We start from the raw sequence: 22,373 nt of genomic DNA, 5'->3' as shown, positions 1-22,373 counted from the left end.
TAAGCATAAAAGCAAAATAACATTAGTAAGCATTATTATTTAAATATATTAGCATATTCTTAAACTTTTTACTACTTATAAGTCTACTATCTCTATAGGTATTTACCTATATTAAGTATAGAATTATATAATTAGACTCTATAGTAATATTGTGCTATTATATGTCCATATTAACATTTATGTTTTAAATTTTATTAATAAGTGCTTAAAAAATTTACATAATTATATAAAAATATTAATGTTTAGGCTGCTAATAGCAGCAGAAAGGAGAATAAAATGATTATTAGTGCAAGAAATCAATTAAAAGGTAAAGTTGAATCCATTAAAGAAGGTGCAGTAAATGCAATTATTACTTTAAAGTCAAATAGTAATGATGTAATTACTTCTACTATTTCCATGGAAGCAGTAAAGGAACTTGGCCTTACTCCAGGCAAAGAAGCAATTGCTGTAATTAAAGCTACAGAAGTAATGATTGGTATTGGAGATATGAAACTTAGTGCAAGAAACCAACTAGATGGTGAAATTGTAAAAGTTCAAGAAGGTGCAGTAAATGCAATCGTAACTTTAAAAACTAATGGTGGAAATACAATTTCTTCTACTATTTCAATGTCCGCAGTAAAAGAACTTGGTCTTTCAGCTGGAGTTAAAGCAAAAGCAGTTATTAAAGCTACATCAGTTATGATAGCTGTATAACACATATAAATTTCCTATTAACTTATATTAGTTTGTTTGAATAATAATAGAAGAGCTTTGTGATTTTGCAAGATAAAAATATTTTATTATAAAACCACAAGGTTCTTTATTTATCATAGCTCATGACATATTTCAATGAAATCCTTCATGGCACTTGTTAAAAACTTATCTTTATGATATATAACTATAAGTTTCCTACTAAGATCTATATCTTTCACCTTCAACTCTCTTAAGCATCCCGAATCAATATGATCTTTAACCAATTCAAAAGGCAACACTGCAATTCCAATCTTATTTTCTGCTGCATTAATTAGAGCTGTAGTACTTGTACTTTCCCAATAAGGCTCAATAACTAATCCAATTTGATTCATCTTTAACTCAAATAGATTTCTTACACCTGCACCCTTTTCTCTCAATAAAAGGTGTTCATTAACTACATCATAGGCGGTTACCTCATTTTGTTGAAACAGAGGATGCTCCGGATCAGCAACAACAACAATACGATCGTTATAAAAAAAATCTTCTATAAAATCAGATTCATTTTTTATTTCTTCTATAAGAGCAAGATCCAATTCATTTTTTCTAAGCATTTCTTTAAGAATAGATGCTTTGTTTACTATCACCTTAATCTCAGAATTAGAGTATAAGCTATTAAACTTTTTAATGTATTTATGTATTAAAACAACACCAACAGTATAATTAGCCCCTATTATAAGTTTTTTCTTAGGAGCATTTTCCTTAAGTCCATCTTCCAATTCATCAAAAAGCTTCATTATATGTTTAGCATATTGATATACTTTTTTTCCCGATTCAGTAACATACAACTTATTAGATATTCTCTCAAATAGCTCAACACCATAATAGTTTTCAAGCTCTTTAATTGCCTGACTTACAGAAGGCTGTGTTATAAATAATTTATTTGCAGCCATAGTCATATTTCGCTCATTATATACAGCTATAAATATTTTTAAATGACGTATTGTCATATTAATTACCTTTCTCCCTTCAAATCCAAAAATATTTCTTCTAGCATACATATCTATATTAATACAAAATTGTCATATTTATATTATAACATCCATATATTAAAATTAAACAAATTTGATTGTTTAAAACCATGAATTTTTTAAGAGCTTTATACCATTTTCTATCTTCTCACAACTCAAATGTCCATATCCCATTATTACCATATTAGGTTTCTTATAATTATTTTGATCAAAATAATAAAATGATATTGGATAAACCTTAACTTCATTTTCTAAGGCTTTATTTATAAGTTCCACTTCATTTAGATTGTTTTTTACTCGAAGTGCAATATTAACTCCTGAGCTTTCACCATAAACCTGAACATTATCTTCAAATTCTTTTCTTATGCAATTTATAAGAAACTGCTGTTTTTTAGCATATATACTTCTCATTTTTCTGAGATGAGTTTCAAATAGACCTTCTTTCATAAATTTTGCAATGGTAAGCTGATGAATTTTTGATGCAGTTTGATTTATAAAACTTCCTTTTTCAATAAAAATATTCATTACACTTTCAGGTAAAATCATATAACCAACATGCATTCCAGGAAAAAGAGTCTTCGAAAAAGTGCCAAGATAAATCACTCTATTTTCACTATCCAAATTTCTAAGTGAAGGTATTGGATTTACATTATATCTAAATTCGCTATCATAGTCATCTTCAATAACATATCCACTACACTTATTAATAAAATTAAGAAGTTTTATACGATTTGAAACAGGCATAGACATTCCTAAAGGATGCTGATTAGATGGTGTTACATATATAAACTTAGGATTTATTTTAATATCTTCAAGTTTTTCTATATTCATTCCCATTCTTGTTAATTCAATTGGATTTATATTATATCCATACCATTCAAAAACCTTTCTTACAGCTGAAAACCCTGGTTCTTCAAAAGCAATATTCTTATTATTTGACTCACTAAATAAATCACATAATATTGCCATTAAGGTTTGAGTTCCTGCACCTATAATTATCTGTTCAGATGAACAAACTACTCCTCTTGAATTTTTGACATATTCTGCAATCTGATTTCTTAATTCAAATTCACCTCTAGGGTCTGAATAAGCTAGTATATCTATGTTTTCTTTTTTCATGACACTTTGCTCAATTTTTCTCCAGGCCGTAAATGGAAAACTTTCCTGATCTACTGAACCAGGTTTAAAATTGTAAATATATACTTTATCATCTGTATGAATACTCTTTAACTTTTTAAGCTTCAAAGATCCGTTTTCATTTGTAATAGTTTTTATTTGGTGTTCTATAGCCTCCACATAATATCCACTTCCATTCTTACTATAAATGTATCCTTCACATAATAATTGATCATATGCAGCCTGAACTGTGTTTCTACTTATACCAAGTCTATTCTTAAGCTGCATTATGGATTCCAGCCTATCATCTTTTTTAAGTATTCCTTCCAGTATGGCTTTTTTATAGAATTGATATATCTGAATATACAGTGGTTTTTCACTATGTCTTTCAATAAATATTGGTATTTCCATAAAAATCATCCCCATAAATTTTATAAAAATCGTACCTTTTTATAATTACGATTTTATAGTATTATTTTATCAAATTTACAACATATAGCAAACAGGGAGGTTATATTATGTTAAAAGAAATACTGTTACTTGGAAATGATGCTTTATATAAAAAAAGTTTACCTGTTAAAAAAGATGAACTAGATTTAATCAAAGAAACTGTTCTAGATTTGCATGATACTTTAATTGACTTTCGTAAAAAATATAATGCTGGAAGAGCAATTGCTGCTCCACAAATTGGTGTATTTAAAAGATTAATATATATGTATATTGATAAACCTATAGTTTTTATTAATCCTATATTAAAATTTGACAACAAGGAAATCATGGAAGTAATGGATGACTGCATGTCCTTTCCAAATCTTTTAGTAAAAGTTAACCGTTATAAAGAATGTACTGTTATATATAAAGATATAGACTTTATAGACAGAACAGTAAAGCTTGAAGGCGATCTATCAGAATTGATACATCATGAATATGATCATCTCGATGGTATTTTAGCTACAATGAGGGCTATAGACAACAAATCTTTCTATCTAAAAAACAAAAACAACTTATAAATTTTGTAAAAAGCAAAGTAAGGGAAGCTATTAGCTTCCCTTAAAAATTATATGAATTCAGTTTAAATATCAAAGCTTTATTTTGTAACACAATAACTTATTGTAAAAATATCACTGCAGATGCATCATCACTTTTTTTAAATCTAGGAAATTTCATTACATCTGCATCCTTTTCTTCAATAAGCCTTATATTCTTATATACTTGATACAATCCTTGTTCTTCAACAATTGAAATAAGATTTTCAGCCTGTAAATATTTATAATTATCAAAAATTGCTGAAAAACCATCTGTCATTAATAATGCCTTTTTGCATTGCTCCAAATCCAAATACCCATAAATAGAATTTTCTACTGCATTTTTATCAAATCCTAATGTCCAATAACCTTCTGAAGTATTTTTTAGCAATCTATGTTTAATAAGTAATGGATTTATTCTCTGTCTAGCCTCAATAAAACTTATTCCTTCATTTAACATTAATTTATTCATTTCAGCTTTTGCTATATTATCTAGTTTATCAAGCAATGTCTGTTTAATAATACTTAACTTTCCATTATTATCCTCAACCATAAGTGTGCAATCGCCAAGTAAAAAGTACTCTACTTTATTATTGTTAATTCTAATTATAGTTATAGAAGCAGCTGGCAAATCAACTTTATCAGGATGCTTTGATGAAGAAATTTTATCAAATTTATTACCTATAAAGCTTATTCCGTTAGAAACAATTTCCTTAATATCTTTTGATTTATCTAAAATATTGTCTTTTAAGTAATTATTCCACTCATTAACAAACCAATATACATCGCCTTTAGAACCTGTCAAATTAGTTTTATTAAGTCCTGTTGCACCATCTATAGCCCATCCATAACTATCATCTGCATAAGCAATATCTTCATTAACCCTATCCTCTGACATCGAAATAAAATCATATGTTGAAAACTTCATAAATCTTAACCCCTTAATCTTATTGAATATTATTTTGTATTTATAGCATAATCTCATATTTCTAATAATATATTTTTCATATAATCCTTTATATTATATCATAACTGAACTTTGGCATATACATAACTTTCAATTAATATAAACACATTACAAAACGAAGCTTCATAAGTTAAAAACTAATAATGAAAGATGATTCTTAGTTATATCAAAAATCTTTAAATTCATATAAATAAATGAACTTTTGGAGGTAAAATTATGAATGTTTCTTCTAATTACTACAACTACAGCTATTATAATCAAGCCTATCAGATAAATGCTCTTTCAAATCCTCAATTATATATTACAAGGACAAGTTCATCTCCTAATTCAGATTCTTCTGAGGTTAAAGTTAAGAAAGTAAGTTCAAAATCCTCTATGCACACTGAATATGATAAAAATCCAACTTATTCTAACTTAAACTATACTTCAAATTCATTAATAAATTTGCTTAAATTAAAAGGTATTAACTTTTTTAAAAATCCTTAATAATTTACGTAAAATATTTAAAAATTTAAGCATAACCTTTCTCATATTTGTTTAAGAAGTATATTATAAAGCCAAAAATTTCAAATATTATTTTGAGTCATTTTACTATAATAAAAAAAGTGATAAACAATTATAAATACAGTTATCACTTTATTTACTAATATCACTTGCTTATGAACTTGTATAAATTTAATATACTTCTATTAAATTTTTTTCTTATTATCTCTGTAACCAGTTTTAAAATCCACTATATTCTTTAGTGGCTGCTGATTTTTAAAATATTCAAGATTTTCAATACTTATGTTAACAATTCTTCTTAAAGTTTCTGGAAGATGAAAAAATCCTGATATATGAGGAGTAATAACAACCCCTGGCGCATCCCATAATCTATGTTCAGGTGGCAGCGGTTCTGGCTGCGTTACATCAAGACCTGCACCACTAATAATTCCATTTTCAAGAGCATCACACAAATCTTCAGTACATATACAGCTTCCTCTTCCCACATTAAGAATGATTGCATCTTTTCTCATTAAATTAAATTTATCCTTATTAAACAAATGGTGAGTATCCTTTGTCCCAGGAAGACTTAAAGCCACTACATCTGCTTTAGGCAAAAGTTCATCCAAAGCTTCCATTGTATATAATTCATCAATATATTCTGGTTTTTCTCCTTTGGTTCTCTTTACTCCTATGGTATAACTTCCAAGTGCCTTCATTTTTCTAGCAAAATCTCCTCCAATGTCACCAAGACCTACAACTAATGTTGTACTTCCTTCTATTGAAGTAACATTTCCTTCATCCTTCCATATATGTTTTTTCTGATTCATATAATATAAATTCAACTTCTTTTTAATTTCAAACAACATACCAAGCATATGTTCAGATATTGCAAGACCATAAGCACCTGATGCATTTGTAAGATACGCTCCTTCAGTAATTACACCAGCTTCGCAATATCCATCAGTGCCTGCACTGTTTAACTGAAGCCATTTAAGCTTCTTACTTCCCTTTATGTATTCTGGAGGAACATTTCCAATAATTATATCAGCACTTTTTACAATTTCATCACTAATTTCTTTAGCTGATATAAAAATATACTCCGCTTCTGGCATCTTTGATTTAAGCTTTTGTTTTTCATCTTCACTTAATGGAATTACAACTAAAACTCTCATGTAATATCACTTCCTTCCAGTACCATTATACTATAAATATAATTATAAATTTAATAAGCTAAAAACTTTATATTTTCAATTTCATATTATTTCTTTATAGAATTATTACTTAATTTCTTACATAGTTGAGTATGTTTATTATGAAAAATATTACACTTATTAAAAATACTTCTTTTTATAGAGGATTATATCATATTATGTAGAATAAATATATTATGGGTTCAAATAGCATTATATTACTATATAATGCTTATCATTTCTGCAACCTTGTTTCAATAAAATAGATAACTAGGATTTGCTTAAATTGCTATGAACCTATTTCTAATACAAAAGGTATCCATTAGTTAAATTCATCCAAATAACGGTTGTAAATTATAAAGGAGACAAAAGAATGAAAGACGATATGATGAAAGCATTATCTCAGCTAAATAGTGAAGAAAAATATGAAAGTATCATAAGCCTTACTTCAACTATTTTAATTGAACATCCAGATGATATCAAAGTTCGCTATTGTCTAGCAATGGCTCATATTGCAAAAGGTGATAAAACTAAGGGATTAAAGCATTTGCAAAATTTAATTACCCAATCATTAAGTACAAATAAGGCAGACAAACTTCATAGACTATTTGCAAATCAGGTAATATTACAGACAGTACAAATTACAGAGCTTACACTTCACGGTGGTGATGTGCTTGGAGCAAATACAATTCAAATGGTTAAAGAAGTAAAACTTTACGCACATAAACTTGGAGAAAGGAATCTAGAACATAGTGCTGAAAATATTTTAAAAAGATGGATACATATAAACTCATACAATCATCCAATAGTAGCATTAATTCCTGATTCACCATTAACTCTTCAAGTAGAGCCAACTAATGCCTGTAACTTAAACTGCACTATGTGCCCTCGCAGTAAGATGACCCGCAAGGTGGGATTTATGGATACAGCGGTTTTCGATGAAATGCTTAACGGATGGAAGAATAGAGTAATTATTAAGCAAGTACAGCATTTAATTTTTGGTACTACTTTCCCCATCATAAAAAAAGGTTCCATTAAACTCTTTTTTATGGGTGAACCTTTGATTCACAATCAACTAGATAAATTAATAGAAAGTGGAAAACGGGCTGGTTGTACTGTTGGAATCCAAACTAATGGCATATCCCTTATAAATAAAGAGGTTCGCCAAAAATTGTTGTCAGCGAAACCTTCAGTAATAGGAATCTCTATTGATGGTATAAATGAAATGTCATATGAAGCTGTTAGACAAGGAGCCCGCTTAATGGATATTTGCAAAGGATTGGAGGCTCTATATAAAGAACGTGAGGAAATGAATTTACATAGAAAGATATGGATTATGATATCTTCTATTATTCCAAAATGGAATCAGCCATCGCTGGAACGTGCACAAAAATTTCTTGAGCCCATCCGTCCTTTTGTAGATCATATTGGATTTATTCCTCTAAGTCGCGAACGAGATCCAAAATTTTATGATGAGAACGGTAATATTACCTTATACAGTAAACAGCCTATAACCAGTGTATCAAAACTGCAACCGTTATGTGTAGAACCATTTACTAAACTTAATGTTCTTTGGGATGGGAGTATCACTCCATGTTGTTATGACATTGATTGTGATATGCCACTAGGTCACATTAAAGATGGTATCGATAATGTGTGGAAGTCCAGTAAAATAAAAGAACTTCAGAATGCTCTTTTAAATCAAGATATTAAGAAATATCACCTATGTTCACTATGTGTGGGCACCAACAAAATATAAAATATTTTAATCGAGGAGGAATGCTCTATGGAATTTAAAAAGAATCAAACACCTACATGGCCACCAACTACAGAAGAAAAAGAAGAATCTGGATTTATTGATCGTGAAGTTAAAGGACAACCTTCAACTGAAAGAAATAAAAAAATCAAACAACGTTATTTAGATGCAAGACTTATGCTGGACCCAGAATTTTCAATTTTATTTACAAAAAAATGGCGTGAATGTGATGGTCAGCCTGTATTAATACGTCATGCTAAAGCTTATGCTTATGCACTAAAAAATGTTACTCCATCAATTCTACCTGATGAATTAATTGTAATGCAGAAAACCCGTTACACACGTGGAGCACCAGTTCATCTTCAGTACAGTCAGCAATTCTATCCAATTATGTTAAGTCACGCCGAATCTTTAGAAGACAAAAAAATATATGATATAGGAATGGGCGGCGGACGTAAACATGTTGAAATAAAAGGTTTAAAGCAGTGTGGAATTTATGCAATCAAAGATGAGGATGTTCAACCACTTTTGGATGCTTGCAATTATTGGAAAGGCAAATGTATTGATGAATCAGCTGAAAAATTTATTAACGAAAATATGCCTGATGCAGAAACCTTTAATAATGGCTATAAAGTAAATATGTGGCCTTTGAGTGTTGTTTCCATAATGGAAGGCAGATGGGTACCTGCTTATGATATAATCGTAGAACGCGGTCTTGAGGATGTTATCAATGAATGTAAGGAACATATTGCCAATACTTTACCTACTACCTATGATGTTGCAGAAAAAATCTTATTCTGGAGAGCTTCAATTATCTCCTGTGAAGCAGTAATAAATTGGGCAAAGAACTATGCAAAAAAAGCTCGCGAAGATGCAGATACTGAAACAGACATAACACGTAAAAAAGAATTATTAAATATAGCAGAAATGCTTGAATGGGTTCCTGCAAAACCTGCACGTAATTTCATGGAGGCACTTCAATCTGCATGGATAGGCCATATTGCTGTAGGACAAGATTGTTCTGTAGTTGGTCTTTCACCAGGAAGATGGGGACAATTGTTGTACCCTTATTATAAAAAAGATCTTGAAAAAGGAAAGTTAACACGTGCACAAGTTATTGAGGCAATGGAACAGATACGTATCAAGTTCTCAGGAAATGAGTACATTGCACCACGTGCATGGTCTGCAATGGCTTCTGGAAATGCATACCAACATTTGGTAGTTGGTGGTGTAAACAAAAATGGGCTGCCAGCAGAAAATGACCTAGAATTTGATATTTTACAAGCCGGCATTAATATGCAGACAATACAGCCAACCCTTGGAGTCCAGGTAAGTTCAAAGACCAGCAATAAGTTGATGATGAAAGCTGCAGAATGCTGTAAGAGTGGCGGTGGATATCCAGCATTCTTCAATAACGATGTTAGCATTCAACATTTATTAATAGATGAAAGTGAAGAGGATATTACTTTAGAGGATGCAAGAGATGTAGCTATTGCAGGATGTGTTGAAATCGGAACACAGGGAACTTCACATGGTATCACACATCCAGCATTCTTTAATGAACCAAAGATTCTTGAAATAGTTCTTAATGATGGTGTTGATCCAAGAACAAATGTAAGATGCTATGATCCTCTAGGAGAAATAGACAGTTATGAAAAGCTGTGGGATGCATGGTGCAAAGTTGAATCAAAATATCTTAAATTTTACATGGATTCATGGAACTATACGGTACAAATGCGTCGTGAAATAAATCCTCTAGTATTTTCTTCGGTGTTAATGAAGGATTGTATTAAGACTGGTAGGCCTATGGACGAAAATGGATGCCGCTATAATAAGTCAGTAACCTTATTGAATTCAGGAATGGTTAATGTAGCAAACAGTTTTGCTGCTATAAAAAAGTGCGTATTTGAAGAAAATTTATTTACTATGGATGAATTAAAACAATCTTTGAAAGAAAACTTCGGTTATGAGAAATCAGATAATCGCACCTCCATGCTTGAACAAAAACGAATTGATATGAAATGGGCTAAGATTCATAAACTATGTCTTGATGCACCAAAGTTTGGTAATGATGATGATTATGTTGATAGTATTTTTGTAGATTTGTGGCAGCATTATAAAGATGTAGTTTCAAAACAAACCACTTATTTGGGCTATCATTGGGTTCCGGCAGCATTATCCATATCATCACATGGCCCATTTGGTCGTGTATGTGGAGCAACACCTGATGGAAGATTAGCAGGTGTAACATTAACCGACGGCATCCTTTCGGCAACTCCAGGAACTGACGTTAATGGTCCCATAGCTCTATTAAATTCTGGGGCTAAACTGGATTGTACTGATATGCGTAGCGTACAGTTGAATATGAAATTTCATCCTAATGCTGTTAAAGGCACTGAAGGATCTCATCACCTTGTAGACCTAATTAGAGGCTATTTTAGCAATGGTGGTTACCATATTCAATTCAATATAGTGGACTCCAAAATGCTTAGAGACGCACAGGCACATCCTGAAAACTACCGTGACTTAATTGTACGTGTTGCTGGCTTTAGTGCATATTGGGTTGAACTTGGCAAACCAATTCAAGATGAGATTATCGCCAGAACAGAATACGGAACATCAGTATAATAATATAAATATGGGATGGAATATACATACACCATCCCATATTTATAAAGGAGGGAATTAAAATAACAAATAAAACAGGAACAGTCTTCGATATTCAAAGTTTTTCAGTTCATGATGGACCAGGCATTAGAACTATTGTATTCTTAAAAGGATGTCCACTGAAATGTTGGTGGTGCTCAAACCCTGAGGGTCAAGATGCCCTACCGGAAGTTGGTTACCACGTGGATAAGTGTCAGCACTGTATGTCTTGTGTAATAGCTTGTAAAAATAAAGCTATAGAAGAAATTACTGAATTAACGTCAAATGAAGATTATATTAAGATAAATAAAGAAAAATGTAGAAAATGTTTGACATTTGATTGCGTTGATGCATGCCCGAATAAAGGATTAGTTACCTGGGGAAATTTAAAGACGGTCGAAGATGTAATGAAATATATAAACCGCGACATTTCATATTTTAGAAAAAATGGTGGCGTTACGTTATCTGGTGGAGAGCCTTTATATCAACATGAATTCGCTTTAGAAATATTGAAAGCATGTAAAGAAGAATATATAAATACGGCAATAGAGACTACACTTTATGCACCTTTTGAAGTTATTGAACCTTTTATACCTTTTGTAGATTTGTTCTTATGTGATATTAAACAAATGGATAATTCAAAACACAAAGAATATACAGGGGTATCCAATAAAATAATATTAAGTAACATTTGTAGTTTAGCTCAGAAAAGCAAAAATATTTTAATAAGAATCCCTTTAATTCCAGGATGTAATGATGATATTTTAAATATTAAAGACACATCAAAATTTGCATACGATAACGGGATAAGTAGAATAAATATATTACCTTACCACAACCTTGGACAGAGCAAATATGATAAATTGGGTAAAGAATATAAATTAAAGGACACAAAATCCCCTGAAGCTGATAAATTAGAACAATTAAAAAAGGTAGTAGAAGAACAAGGTATCAAATGTATAATCGGATAAAATAAACCTATCCATTCTGAAGTAATTTGAAAAGAGTAGAAATACCCTCACATCACATTTATGACATGAGGGCATTTCTACTTTTTCTTAAATATCCTTCTTATATCTTAAACTTTTGTACCAATTTATCAATTTTTTGTATAAGTTCTGCTTGATTTTTCGATATTTGTACCACTTGCTCCATAGATTTTGTGGTTTCATCAATACTACCTTTAATATCTCCAGTACGCTCTGCAGAAAGCTGAGAATTTTCTGCAAAGACTTGTACTGCTGTACTAATTTGATTTACTGTAGCTTCCACTTCTTCGGACATAGATGCAATTTCTTCGGACATGGAACTCACAAATTTACCATCTTCATCATATTGTTTTGCTAAATCTTGATATTCATGCAATGTAGGTCTAATCTGATTTATAACAAATTGAAGTAATTCATTACCACTCTTTGACAAATTTTCAAAAGCATTTTCTACCTTTGCTATGGTACTTTGAATAGAATTTACAGTTTCTGATGATTGTTCTGCAAGACTTTTTACTTCCTCTGCAACTACTGCAAACCCTTTCCCTGCTTCTCCTGCCCTTGCAGCCTCAATAGCTGCATTTAGCGCAAGTAGATTAGTTTGTGATGCAATTGCTGCAATTCCATCTGCCATAGCTTTTATTTCATCTACCACTTTTCCATCTTCTATAGCCTTTATTATATTTTCTTCTTTTTCATCATAAACAGCATGAGCTTCTTCCAATATTTTTTTACTATTTAATTGAGCTTCTTTTGCTCTTTCTTTAATTTGAGAAGCATTACTGCTACCATTCATAGCTTTTGAAGATAGTTCTTCCATACTTGAGTTAACTTCTTCAACAGATGCTGTTATTTCTTCTGATGTGGCACTTTCTTCTTGAACATCTTTATTTACTTCCATTGTTGAGTGATCTATATTTTCTATTTTAGATGTTATTTTCTCAACTAAATGTGATAGTTCCCCAGAAGATGTACTTATCCCCTGCCAATTTTCTATAATAGTATTTATAAGTTCTCTAATATTATTTTGTGCTTTTATTAATGATGCTTCTGTTTGTCCAAATTCATCACTTCTTATGTTCTTAATCTCATATGTAAAGTCACAATTGGAAAGTTTTTCACTAAATAATTTAATCTTGTTTAATGGTTTCATAATACTCTGAATTAATATGTACGCCATAAAAATTATAATTAAAAGTGCTGCCACTGTAATAATTATAATTCCATTTCTAGACCCATCATTTATCTTTGATATACTTTGTGCTGCTATTAAAATCATAAAGATACAAACTATAGAAAATACTGATATGATTTTTTTCTTTATACTTAAATTTTTAAAAAATTGCATTTTAACACTTCCCTTCTATTTTATAATATACTCTTCAAAATTTAGCATGCAAAATAGTTTGCTAATATAGTTATATAAAAAACTTTCCATTCCAAAATTATTTAAATATGTAAGTATATATTATTAATTTCCAGTTTACGCCTTTTTACAATATATTTCAAGGTATTATTCGCTTTTTGTGCAGTTTTCGTCAGATCATTTATTTTTATACTAATTTTCACTTTAAAATATTAATTGATAAATTCTATATATATACTTGTACCAACATTTAACTTACTTTTCACATTAACTTTCCCATTATGTGCTTCTATTATTTGCTTTGCAATTGCCATTCCAAGGCCTGAACCTTTAACACTTATCGAACTTTTTGTACCCCTATAATATCTTTCAAAAAGCTTTTTAACTTCTTCTTCTGACATACCCTTTCCATTATCCTCTATGGTTATATATATTTTGTCCTCTTGTCTTACAGAAACTTTTATTATAGTATCTGCATCATTATGAATTACTGAATTATATAAAAGATTAGTAAAAGCTCTTCTCAAAAGTGTATTATCAAAATTAAAGTTTATCCTATCTTCTATACAATTAAAGATAACATTTCTTTCTTCATATTTAGGGTGGTTCAATATGTTTATAATTACTTCCTTTAACAAACGTACTAAATTTTCCTCGCTGCGATTTATAGGAAGCATTCCATTTTTTAATTGATATGTAAAATTCAAATTTTCAACTATATCCTCTACATTTTCTGCATTTCTAAGTATTACTTCTCCATACTTTTTTACATCTAAAAGACTAACATCATATTTAGCATCAGTTAATATTTCCGCATAACCTTTTATTGGTGACAATGGAGTTTTTAAATCGTGGGAAATATTAGCTATCCATTCTTCTCTTAAAGTTTGATTTCGTCTTCTCTCTTCTTCACTAGCTTTAAGTTTATTATCTAAAAGATTAAGACTGTAAAACAAATCCTTATACATTCCTTCTTCCTTTATAGGAATATAATCATTTGAAGCAAGTCTTTTTATAGCCGTTGTTATATTAGATAATGTACGATTCATCCATATACCATAAACTGCAACAAGAATTATGAGCAATATAAATAAACTTAATATAATAAATTTAATCTTGGCAAACTTATCATAATTCACATACATAGTAATTTTTGATATTTTCGCAGGGAAACCTATAATATACGTCCATTTTTCTCCTCTGTTATTAACACTTCCAACAAACATAGTATAATCTCCTGCACTATATCCATTTTTGTACAATTGAACTATATCTATTGGAGAATAGTGTTTTAAAGCTCCTTTAGGTTCATTATATTCTAATGCTGTATCTCCATTTTTATCAACAATTTGAAAAGAAAGCTTGTATTCCTTCAATTGGCTTACTGCTGAATCCGTAAGCTTTGGTTTTCCTTCTTCAAAGCTAATTTTTTTATAAAAATTTGATGTGAAATATCCAGGCCAGCTGCTCCAATTAGCATAACTATTTTCACTACTAATACTTACATTTAATATATACAATACTATTCCCATAAAAATTGAAATTAAAATAAGAAGACCAATAAAAAATTTAAAATATAAGTTAAATATTATTTTATATTCTGATTTTTTCATTCTATTCCTTCCTTTTTACAAGCTTGTATCCAAGTCCTATTACAGTAACTATAATTTCTGGTTTAGAAGGATTCTTCTCAAGCTTTTCTCTTAAATGTCTTATGTGAACAGAAATTGTATTATCATATCCGATATAATCCTCTCCCCACACTACTTCACATAATCTTTCCTTATTAACTATTTTATTTGAGTTTTCTGCTAAATATAAAAGAAGCTTGTATTCTTTTGCTGTAAGCTTTACTTCTATTTCCTCTTTATATACCTGGCTGTGCAACTTATCAATATAAATATTGCCAATATTTATATTCTCATTTTTATTACCACTGACTTCCTTTTCCTTTATACCATCATACTGCTGTCTCCTAAATTGTGCCTTAATACGAAAAGCAATTTCCTTTGGACTAAAAGGTTTAGTAATATAATCATCCCCTCCCATACTCAATCCAACAATTTTATCAACATCGCTATTTTTTGCTGATAAAAATAAAATGGGGCAGTAAGAAAATTGCCTTATCCTTTTACATACTTCTATACCATCAATATCTGGAAGCATTATATCCAGCACTATTATATCAGGCTTTTCATCCTCACATATTTTTATGCCATCTAAACCACAGTGAGCTTTTTTGATATTCTTAAATCCTTCCTTTAACAAAATATCTTCTATTAAATCTGTTATATCTTCTTCATCATCTATAAGTAGTATTTTTTTATCTGCATTGTTAACTAAATTCACTCTAAAGCACCTCTTTATTATTTAATTATTTTACAAACATAGTTGTTATAGCTTGTTTTACCTAAAAATCACCAGCATTAAATTAAGTAGTTATCAAATAAAAAGCTCAGGTCTCAAATTTACTGAGACTTGAGCTTTTTAACTTTGCTAAAATATATTTATAGACCTATGACCTCTTTTAACTTATTAATTTCTTCTATGCTAAGCTTTGTATATCTTACTATTTTTTCTATCTTCTCATTGTCCAGCAACATGTTTTTAGCTATTTCTATTGCTTTACCCTTTTCAGCTTGATCCCTAGTTTCTTTAATAGCCTCTTCTTTTTCTTTTTCAAATATTTTTTCTACCTTAGTCATTTTTAACCAACTCCTTACCACATTAGCATATTCTTCATCAATAAACTTATCTGTAGAAGTTAAAACTCCTGCTATAATGAAATACTGATTTTTTTCGTCATTTACTTCTTTAGCTAATTCTATGGTATCCTTAATAATTTCATGCTTATCCTTTTTGCTTCTCATTAGTGGAAGTAATATTAAATTCATAAGATCAATATCTTCTAAAATTTTGCCTTCTTTAATCTTACCTTCAACATCTTTATATATAATATCTCCATCATAATTTTTCATAAACACAGACTTTACATTTATTCCAACACTTCCTATATTAAAGATGTCTTCTGCTTTTTCAATATTACTTGCATATATCACTGCAACATTTACTTTTTTAGTACTTTTGTCTTCCTCATAATACTTTCTTGAAATTCTCAAAACATAGTCAATATATTTATACATGTTCTCTGTTATTCTATTATTGCTTTCATACTCAAGCAAAAGTATTGAACCATCTTCCAATAAGAATACACTGTCAGCCCTACGTTCATCTGCTTTTACTTCTGGAAATTCATTTGGAAGCATTTCAACTATCTTAGGATAATCCAATCCATACATAATTAATGCCTTATCTTTAAACATTTCACTTAAAGTCTTAAAAAGTACATCCTTTGCTTGATATGTTATTCCTTTTGCTGACAAAGTTTCATCTCCTTTTAAATTAATTATACAAAATAAACTTTAGATTTTCTATAATTTTCTTTATATTATCCCTATCTATATATTCTCCCATTGCTAACAACGTTAATACATATAAATCTAAATATAATCCCATATCCTAACTCGATAACCATTATTTAAAGAGTGATACCTCTTTATATGTGAGGTTTTCTTACATATCATTAACATACTGTACTTTTGTTTATAATCTTCATATAAGATTTAATAGAAAGAAGATAAAAACATAAATAAATTACTACATATACTCCCATTGTCATACCCATCCATTCCATCTGTGATACTGAAAAGCCACAGAGATATTTCATATAGGCCATAAGTGGAAATATACTATGAAGAATACCAAATAGAAGTGGCATTACAAAAATAAATCCCAATTGCTTTGATATAATTCTTAAAGTCTCTTTTTTAGTCAAACCTATTTTTGAAAGTACAGAGTACCTATTTTTATCTTCATAGGCTTCTGTTAATTGCTTATAATACATTATGCTTCCAGTAGAAATAACAAAGAGAATGCCTAGGAATGCACCTATAAACACATAGCTTCCATACAAAGTATGAACCTCAGTGTACATGTCATAGTAAGAAGAAAAAATTTTGCCCTTTGGCATCATTTGAGAAATCTCTCCAACAACGCTTCCACTTTTTAATACATTATCAAAATTATATGCTCTTATAATAGTTGTATTATTTCTATTATCATTTAAAAGTTTATTAAAAAATATATCTGGTACTACTATAGTTGTTTTTTGAAGTTTAACTCCTAAAACACATTTCTTACTTGAGTCAGAGATATCAAGTTTATAGGCTTTCCCTCCAATAGTTGCATTAAGTTCATCACCTGCAAGCCTTCCTCTTGCCTCAAGTGAATTACTTACTTCAATGAAAAAGCATTGATTTTCTTTATTAATTTTAATATTCTTAGCTCTATCCACAATATCTGTACCATCATTAAAACCTGAATTATTTACAATATCTTCGTATTCAGATGCAGACATTATAAACATATCAAAAGGAGCCTTTAAATCTTTCTCAAAGGGACCCTTATATTTTTGTGCGAGCCCACTTCCATTTATCATTACAATATCTGTTTTATAAGTTGTTTTAACCTCTTTATGATTATTAATAGCAGCTTCAACTTTTTTATTTAATCCTTGGCTGCCACTTTGATACATTATTGAAAAAGGACATCCACTTGGTGCAACTTTATCAAGGGTCAAATTAAGACTAAATGTAAAACTTAATGCGGTAATAGCAACAGCAGATACAACCGCTATAGTTGCCAGAAGATTAGAATTTCCTTTAATTCTGTAGATTATTTGAGATACTCCTATTAGATTTTCTCCTTTATAATAAGCTTTTTTATTTTTTTCAAATAACTTAAAGATATAAATTATGAAATTGTTGAACAATATATAAGTTCCTGCAATAACAAGCAGCGTTATAAGGAGACCTTTGTACAGCATTTGGGCTCCTCCAGACTCCAAATTCATTTTTAATACACCAACATATCCGCTAATTATCATTATTAATGATAATAATGCTAGAAGCTTAGAAAATTTGGGTTTCTTCTCTCCTTCTTTAGCCGCATGTATAAGATCTATAAGCCTGAACTTATATATTATTCCGTAAGCTTTTATGGAATTTAACAAAAATATAATCATAAAAACAAAAATCGTCATTAATATAGATCTAATATCAAAGGTATACTGTATAGGCTTGTTTGATTTCATACATGCATTAAGCATTTTTAAGAAGAACCTGGAGGTAAATGCACCTAAAGGTACACCAACAATTAAGGCTAATATCCCAAGAAAGATATTTTCAAAGAACATCAATGTGCCTATTTCCTTCTTCTTCATACCAAGCAGTGAATAAATAGCAACTTCTTTCTTTTTATTTTTTATAAAAAAGCTATTAGCATAACCTATGAAAATGGCTGAAAATATTATAACTACAAAAGCTGCAGCTTTAAAAATAGCACCAACCTTAACCCTATCTGAACTAAATGAATGTATTTGTCTACTATAATATATAGAATAAAATATCATAAGAATAAAAATTGAGGTTAATGTACTTATAAAATAAGAAACATAATTTTTAAAATTGTGTTTAACATTGTTTATTCCAAGATTAAATAGTGTCACTTTCAGTACCTCCTACTTTAGCAAGAGTGCTTAGTATTTTATTATAGAAATCTTTTCTACTGCCTGTTTTCTCAATCTCAGTATCGAGTATTCCATCCTTTATAAATATAATTCTTTCACAATAGCTTGCTGCAAATGCATCATGAGTTACCATAACAATTGTTGATTCATTATCCTTATTTAATAAAGAAAGGTTGTTTAAAAGCTCTGTTGAAGATTTTGAATCCAGTGCTCCTGTAGGCTCATCTGCAAAGACTATTTCTGGATCTGTTATTATAGCTCTTGCAGCTGCTGCTCTTTGTTTCTGACCTCCTGAAACTTCATATGGATATTTTCCTAATATGTTTCCAATATTCAAGATTCCACTAATTTTTTTTAATTTTTCTTCCATGGCTGCCACATCTACCTTAGATAAAGAAAGTGGTAAAATAATATTCTCTTTTAAGGTTAAAGTATCAAGAAGATTGTAGTCTTGAAAAATAAATCCAAGCTGTTTTCTCCTAAACATTGATAATTCATCTTCATTAAGATTTAAAAAACTTTTTTCTCCCAGTGTAATTGTTCCTGAGGTTGGACTATCAATGGTGGATATTACATTTAATAATGTGGACTTACCTGCTCCTGAAGGCCCCATAATTCCAAGAAATTCACCCTTTTGAACAGAAAAACTCACTCCATTTAGTGCATTTGATTTACTTCCCCCATTTTTTGAACCATACTCTTTTTTTACATCTCTAACTTCCATTATATTCATAGAAATTTCCTCCTGTATTCCTCATATTGTGCTAAAGGATTATCAATCCTTTAGTCTTCTAAATTTGACTACAGTTAGATTGTATATGTATGAGTTTAAGGTGGATTTAAAATGATCTTAATTTCATCTTAAGTTTATTTGGCTTAAGCGGAAATCACTCAATTTGAATTATTGTCATAAGAAAAAGATAGCAAAATCTTAACATAAAGACTTTGCTATCTTTTTCGCACACAAGGCAATAATAATGGGAATCATTAACTTGATTATGATAGATTTTTTTTAACTTATCAAATGAAAGTTTCTTATTTCCCATGTCACATATTAAATCATAAATGGCTTTACACTCCTATAAAATACTTTTTCTATAAACCATAAAATCACCTCTACAAATTATTATAGTACTCTCGAAAACTCTAAATATGTTGAAATCTCTAGATTAATTTTTCTATAGAAATCAAGTTCACCCCAGAATTTTCTCAAGATTTATATTGTACAAATAACTTATATGCAACCCACCTCAAGGTTACCCTCGACGCAGTTTTGGATGGAAATATCCATACTACTGGAACATCATACTAAAGTCTGCACTAATCTTTCAAGAAGAAGCCGCTTCTTGTCGCACTCTTGTTATTAGCCTAAACATGCTAGTATAATTATAGACATCACTAGAATCTAATATTATTAAGTTCAATCTTGTATTAATTATAAACTCTCTAAATAGCATTTCCCTTTTAATTCACTATAAATATTTCATGTTCTACAATAATCCCAATTTAACTTTGTTTCAATCTGTATAAAATTGTATAGTTAGTATATAAAAGTTGTTAAAGAACTATTGTTATTTTAGGTATTTTAATTTTTACTTATAATTTATGTGAAAATTCTTAAAAAACAATTTTAATTATTTGGTTATAATTGAAGTTCAATATGTAGTATCCTAATATAACTTATTATTTTCAGAAAATAGTAATTTCCTTTTCTAAGAACCAATTGTTTTCAATTACACTTTGTTTAACAGCATTACAATCATGCGTATATGCTATAATTGCTAAGCTTTGTTTTGCGCGTGTGCATGCAACATAAAATAATCTTTTTGTTCTTGCAATACTAGTATCCTTTCCTTCATTTTCATTTTTAATATCTGTCTTTGATTTTTCTTTAGCACCAAATAATTTTTCATAACTAAATAGAAAACCTTGTGCTTCATCATCATCAACAATTACTACTACACGTGTAAATTCAAGCCCTTTAACACCTTGGTGTGTTGCAAATGATGTTTCATTATTAATGTATGCCGAATATGCTTCTATTTGGCTAAAAGGTGTAGAAAATGATTTTATTAAGGAGTTCGTAATTTCATCTATATTTTCATTACTTTTTATATCAACTATACCTTGTAGTCTATTGGGAATTTCAAATAGACCAGTACTCTCTATATTCTCAATAACCTCTAAACATGTAGGAATCTTTCCATAATTCCATAATTTACATAACTTCTTTACTGATTGATATGCTCTGTTTAGGCATAATAAAGGTTTCTTAGTCGCTTCACCAAAAGCTTTTTTATTAACAAGTGGAGAATATTGCTTAATCATTTTGGCAACCTGAAATTTATCATCTCTTTTACAAGCCAAGATTAACGGCAAAACTTTATTAGTAAGTAATTGTATCTCAGGAAGTGTTCCGTCAAGAATGCCTGTTTTTAGAGAATCTACTGAATACAACGGCTTGAATAATTCCAAAAATTTCAATCTACTTCCTGCCATATGATGCTCAAGTATTAAAGTTTTACATTCAGTTGCTACTAACCATTTATCATCATCTGTAAGTTTATACATAGAATCTGCAACTAAATTTTCTATTTTAGATTTATCACTATTACTGTCCGCAATAAATAAGTGAACCTTTCCTTCATTGGCATTTGAACGTGGTCTTTGTATTTTATCATCAAAACTTTTTCTTATTTCATTCGCCAATTTAACTATTCTATTGGAACTTCTATGATTCATTACTTTAACAGGTTTAACCCAATCATCTGGAATACATAATGTCAAATCTTCTTTTCCATCTGTATAAACTTTTTGCATGGTATCTCCAAACATACCAATTACTATTTTTGATTTATGCTTTTCATAAAGAAAAAGTAATGCATCTACTAATTCTTTTTTTGTATCTTGACTTTCATCAATAAGAAGAATGGGATATTTATTAATTAAGATGTTTTGCATAGTATCACTTTTAGCAATAAATTCTGATCCCATTTTAATTACTTCAGCATGGCTAAGATAGTCATATCTAAAATTATTTCCATTAGGATTATATGAAAATTTTCTTACCGTTTCAATTTTTAATAAACGTTCCTTTTTAGATTTTATTTTTTTAGTTCTATTATCGTAAGCAGCACCAGCTCGCCCTCTTGATTGTTGTTTTTCCAATTCTAAAATTTCTTCTTCAGTATTATTCTTTATCCAATTTTTTATGTCGCGTTGCTGATTTTTTATAAGTTCCCATAAAAAACTATGAATAGTTGAAACTGCAAATAATGGACTAAAGTTTATACGATCCAATATTTCGTCACACGCAGCATTTGTATATGTAATAACAGCAACTTGTCTTGAATATGTTAAAAGTTCATAACCATACGTATCTTTAATATAAGTTAATGCATTTATGAGACTTTTCGTTTTTCCTGAACCAGCACCTGCAAAAGTAAAAAAACTCTTCTTATTTTTTTTATCAAAACATTTTTTAATTTCTTCGTCAACATGATCATCAATATGATCATCAATTACAAATTCTTTTTCCTCCATAA

At 29.6% G+C, this 22,373-nt stretch carries 17 protein-coding genes; 6 read left to right on the top strand and 11 right to left on the bottom strand.

Translation table 11 applies throughout. The features are described from left to right. Positions 1 to 276: 276 nt before the first annotated feature. Positions 277 to 693 carry a TOBE domain-containing protein gene (locus tag EG57_RS0203835; RefSeq protein ID WP_032075970.1) on the top strand — a complete coding sequence of 139 codons (417 nt, stop codon included), beginning with the start codon at positions 277 to 279 and terminating at the stop codon, positions 691 to 693. 113 nt (positions 694 to 806) lie between these two features. On the opposite strand, the gene EG57_RS0203830 is transcribed toward EG57_RS0203835, so the two are convergent. Beyond that, positions 807 to 1,679, bottom strand: coding sequence for a LysR family transcriptional regulator (locus EG57_RS0203830; RefSeq protein ID WP_032075969.1), 873 nt, complete (start codon positions 1,677 to 1,679; stop codon positions 807 to 809). A gap of 123 nt (positions 1,680 to 1,802) precedes the next feature. Then, entirely contained in the window at positions 1,803 to 3,227 is a 1,425-nt protein-coding gene (gene pdxR / locus EG57_RS0203825) for a MocR-like pyridoxine biosynthesis transcription factor PdxR (RefSeq protein WP_032075968.1), read from the bottom strand. A gap of 107 nt (positions 3,228 to 3,334) precedes the next feature. On the opposite strand from pdxR, the gene EG57_RS0203820 reads away from it, so the two are divergent. Further along, on the top strand, positions 3,335 to 3,826 hold the full coding sequence (locus EG57_RS0203820; RefSeq protein ID WP_032075967.1) for a peptide deformylase: 492 nt from the start codon (positions 3,335 to 3,337) through the stop codon (positions 3,824 to 3,826). Positions 3,827 to 3,923: 97 nt separating this feature from the next. Here the strand turns inward: EG57_RS0203820 and EG57_RS0203815 are convergent, their stop codons facing one another. After that, positions 3,924 to 4,769 (bottom strand): protein phosphatase 2C domain-containing protein, encoded by an 846-nt coding sequence (locus tag EG57_RS0203815; protein ID WP_032075966.1) that lies wholly within the window; start codon positions 4,767 to 4,769, stop codon positions 3,924 to 3,926. Positions 4,770 to 5,024: 255 nt separating this feature from the next. On the opposite strand from EG57_RS0203815, the gene EG57_RS0203810 reads away from it, so the two are divergent. Then, positions 5,025 to 5,294 carry a hypothetical protein gene (locus EG57_RS0203810; protein WP_029161915.1) on the top strand — a complete coding sequence of 90 codons (270 nt, stop codon included), beginning with the start codon at positions 5,025 to 5,027 and terminating at the stop codon, positions 5,292 to 5,294. A 203-nt stretch (positions 5,295 to 5,497) separates the two neighbouring features. Here EG57_RS0203810 and EG57_RS0203805 read toward each other — a convergent pair whose 3' ends face one another. Then, positions 5,498 to 6,466, bottom strand: coding sequence for a D-2-hydroxyacid dehydrogenase (locus tag EG57_RS0203805; protein WP_032075965.1), 969 nt, complete (start codon positions 6,464 to 6,466; stop codon positions 5,498 to 5,500). Positions 6,467 to 6,857: 391 nt separating this feature from the next. On the opposite strand from EG57_RS0203805, the gene EG57_RS0203800 reads away from it, so the two are divergent. The 3 genes from EG57_RS0203800 to EG57_RS0203790 are packed head-to-tail and all read left to right on the top strand — an operon-like array spanning position 6,858 to position 11,857. Next, the gene (locus EG57_RS0203800) at positions 6,858 to 8,243 is read left to right on the top strand and encodes a radical SAM/SPASM domain-containing protein (RefSeq protein WP_032075964.1); all 1,386 of its coding nucleotides are present in this window, start codon (positions 6,858 to 6,860) and stop codon (positions 8,241 to 8,243) included. A 27-nt stretch (positions 8,244 to 8,270) separates the two neighbouring features. Continuing rightward, positions 8,271 to 10,868, top strand: a complete 2,598-nt coding sequence (locus EG57_RS0203795; RefSeq protein WP_032075963.1) for an indoleacetate decarboxylase — start codon at positions 8,271 to 8,273, stop codon at positions 10,866 to 10,868. 8 nt (positions 10,869 to 10,876) lie between these two features. After that, a complete protein-coding gene (locus tag EG57_RS0203790; protein WP_341350099.1) occupies positions 10,877 to 11,857 on the top strand; it encodes an indoleacetate decarboxylase activase in 981 nt (326 codons plus the stop codon). Positions 11,858 to 11,957: 100 nt separating this feature from the next. Here EG57_RS0203790 and EG57_RS0203785 read toward each other — a convergent pair whose 3' ends face one another. The 7 genes from EG57_RS0203785 to EG57_RS0203755 form a co-directional block, all read right to left on the bottom strand. Continuing rightward, positions 11,958 to 13,223: a methyl-accepting chemotaxis protein gene (locus EG57_RS0203785; RefSeq protein ID WP_052037734.1), complete on the bottom strand. Its 1,266-nt coding sequence runs from the start codon at positions 13,221 to 13,223 to the stop codon at positions 11,958 to 11,960. A gap of 230 nt (positions 13,224 to 13,453) precedes the next feature. Further along, positions 13,454 to 14,854: a sensor histidine kinase gene (locus EG57_RS0203780; protein ID WP_032075961.1), complete on the bottom strand. Its 1,401-nt coding sequence runs from the start codon at positions 14,852 to 14,854 to the stop codon at positions 13,454 to 13,456. Position 14,855: 1 nt separating this feature from the next. Beyond that, complete coding sequence (locus tag EG57_RS0203775; protein ID WP_032075960.1) at positions 14,856 to 15,590, bottom strand: response regulator transcription factor; 735 nt, start codon at positions 15,588 to 15,590, stop codon at positions 14,856 to 14,858. 158 nt (positions 15,591 to 15,748) lie between these two features. After that, positions 15,749 to 16,624 carry an RpnC/YadD family protein gene (locus tag EG57_RS0203770; protein WP_032075959.1) on the bottom strand — a complete coding sequence of 292 codons (876 nt, stop codon included), beginning with the start codon at positions 16,622 to 16,624 and terminating at the stop codon, positions 15,749 to 15,751. A gap of 200 nt (positions 16,625 to 16,824) precedes the next feature. Beyond that, complete coding sequence (locus tag EG57_RS0203765; protein WP_032075958.1) at positions 16,825 to 18,807, bottom strand: FtsX-like permease family protein; 1,983 nt, start codon at positions 18,805 to 18,807, stop codon at positions 16,825 to 16,827. Next, positions 18,794 to 19,561, bottom strand: a complete 768-nt coding sequence (locus tag EG57_RS0203760; protein WP_032075957.1) for an ABC transporter ATP-binding protein — start codon at positions 19,559 to 19,561, stop codon at positions 18,794 to 18,796. The genes EG57_RS0203765 and EG57_RS0203760 overlap by 14 nt, the downstream gene beginning before the upstream one ends. 956 nt (positions 19,562 to 20,517) lie before the next feature. Beyond that, a complete protein-coding gene (locus EG57_RS0203755; RefSeq protein WP_032075956.1) occupies positions 20,518 to 22,371 on the bottom strand; it encodes a UvrD-helicase domain-containing protein in 1,854 nt (617 codons plus the stop codon). Positions 22,372 to 22,373: the final 2 nt, after the last annotated feature.

This window comes from Clostridium drakei (assembly GCF_000633595.2).
Classification (GTDB): Bacteria; Bacillota; Clostridia; order Clostridiales; family Clostridiaceae; genus Clostridium_AM; species Clostridium_AM drakei.
The sequence above is the reverse complement of the archived record's forward strand: the minus strand, read 5'-3'. Positions and strand labels throughout refer to the sequence as shown.

What these genes read in the sequence shown, in the direction of transcription:
- EG57_RS0203835 (WP_032075970.1), top strand. Translation starts at nt 277, where the DNA reads ATGATTATTAGTGCAAGAAATCAATTAAAAGGTAAAGTTGAATCCATT.
- EG57_RS0203830 (WP_032075969.1), bottom strand. Translation starts at nt 1,679, where the DNA reads ATGACAATACGTCATTTAAAAATATTTATAGCTGTATATAATGAGCGA.
- pdxR (WP_032075968.1), bottom strand. Translation starts at nt 3,227, where the DNA reads ATGGAAATACCAATATTTATTGAAAGACATAGTGAAAAACCACTGTAT.
- EG57_RS0203820 (WP_032075967.1), top strand. Translation starts at nt 3,335, where the DNA reads ATGTTAAAAGAAATACTGTTACTTGGAAATGATGCTTTATATAAAAAA.
- EG57_RS0203815 (WP_032075966.1), bottom strand. Translation starts at nt 4,769, where the DNA reads ATGAAGTTTTCAACATATGATTTTATTTCGATGTCAGAGGATAGGGTT.
- EG57_RS0203810 (WP_029161915.1), top strand. Translation starts at nt 5,025, where the DNA reads ATGAATGTTTCTTCTAATTACTACAACTACAGCTATTATAATCAAGCC.
- EG57_RS0203805 (WP_032075965.1), bottom strand. Translation starts at nt 6,466, where the DNA reads ATGAGAGTTTTAGTTGTAATTCCATTAAGTGAAGATGAAAAACAAAAG.
- EG57_RS0203800 (WP_032075964.1), top strand. Translation starts at nt 6,858, where the DNA reads ATGAAAGACGATATGATGAAAGCATTATCTCAGCTAAATAGTGAAGAA.
- EG57_RS0203795 (WP_032075963.1), top strand. Translation starts at nt 8,271, where the DNA reads ATGGAATTTAAAAAGAATCAAACACCTACATGGCCACCAACTACAGAA.
- EG57_RS0203785 (WP_052037734.1), bottom strand. Translation starts at nt 13,223, where the DNA reads ATGCAATTTTTTAAAAATTTAAGTATAAAGAAAAAAATCATATCAGTA.
- EG57_RS0203780 (WP_032075961.1), bottom strand. Translation starts at nt 14,854, where the DNA reads ATGAAAAAATCAGAATATAAAATAATATTTAACTTATATTTTAAATTT.
- EG57_RS0203760 (WP_032075957.1), bottom strand. Translation starts at nt 19,561, where the DNA reads ATGAATATAATGGAAGTTAGAGATGTAAAAAAAGAGTATGGTTCAAAA.
- EG57_RS0203755 (WP_032075956.1), bottom strand. Translation starts at nt 22,371, where the DNA reads ATGGAGGAAAAAGAATTTGTAATTGATGATCATATTGATGATCATGTT.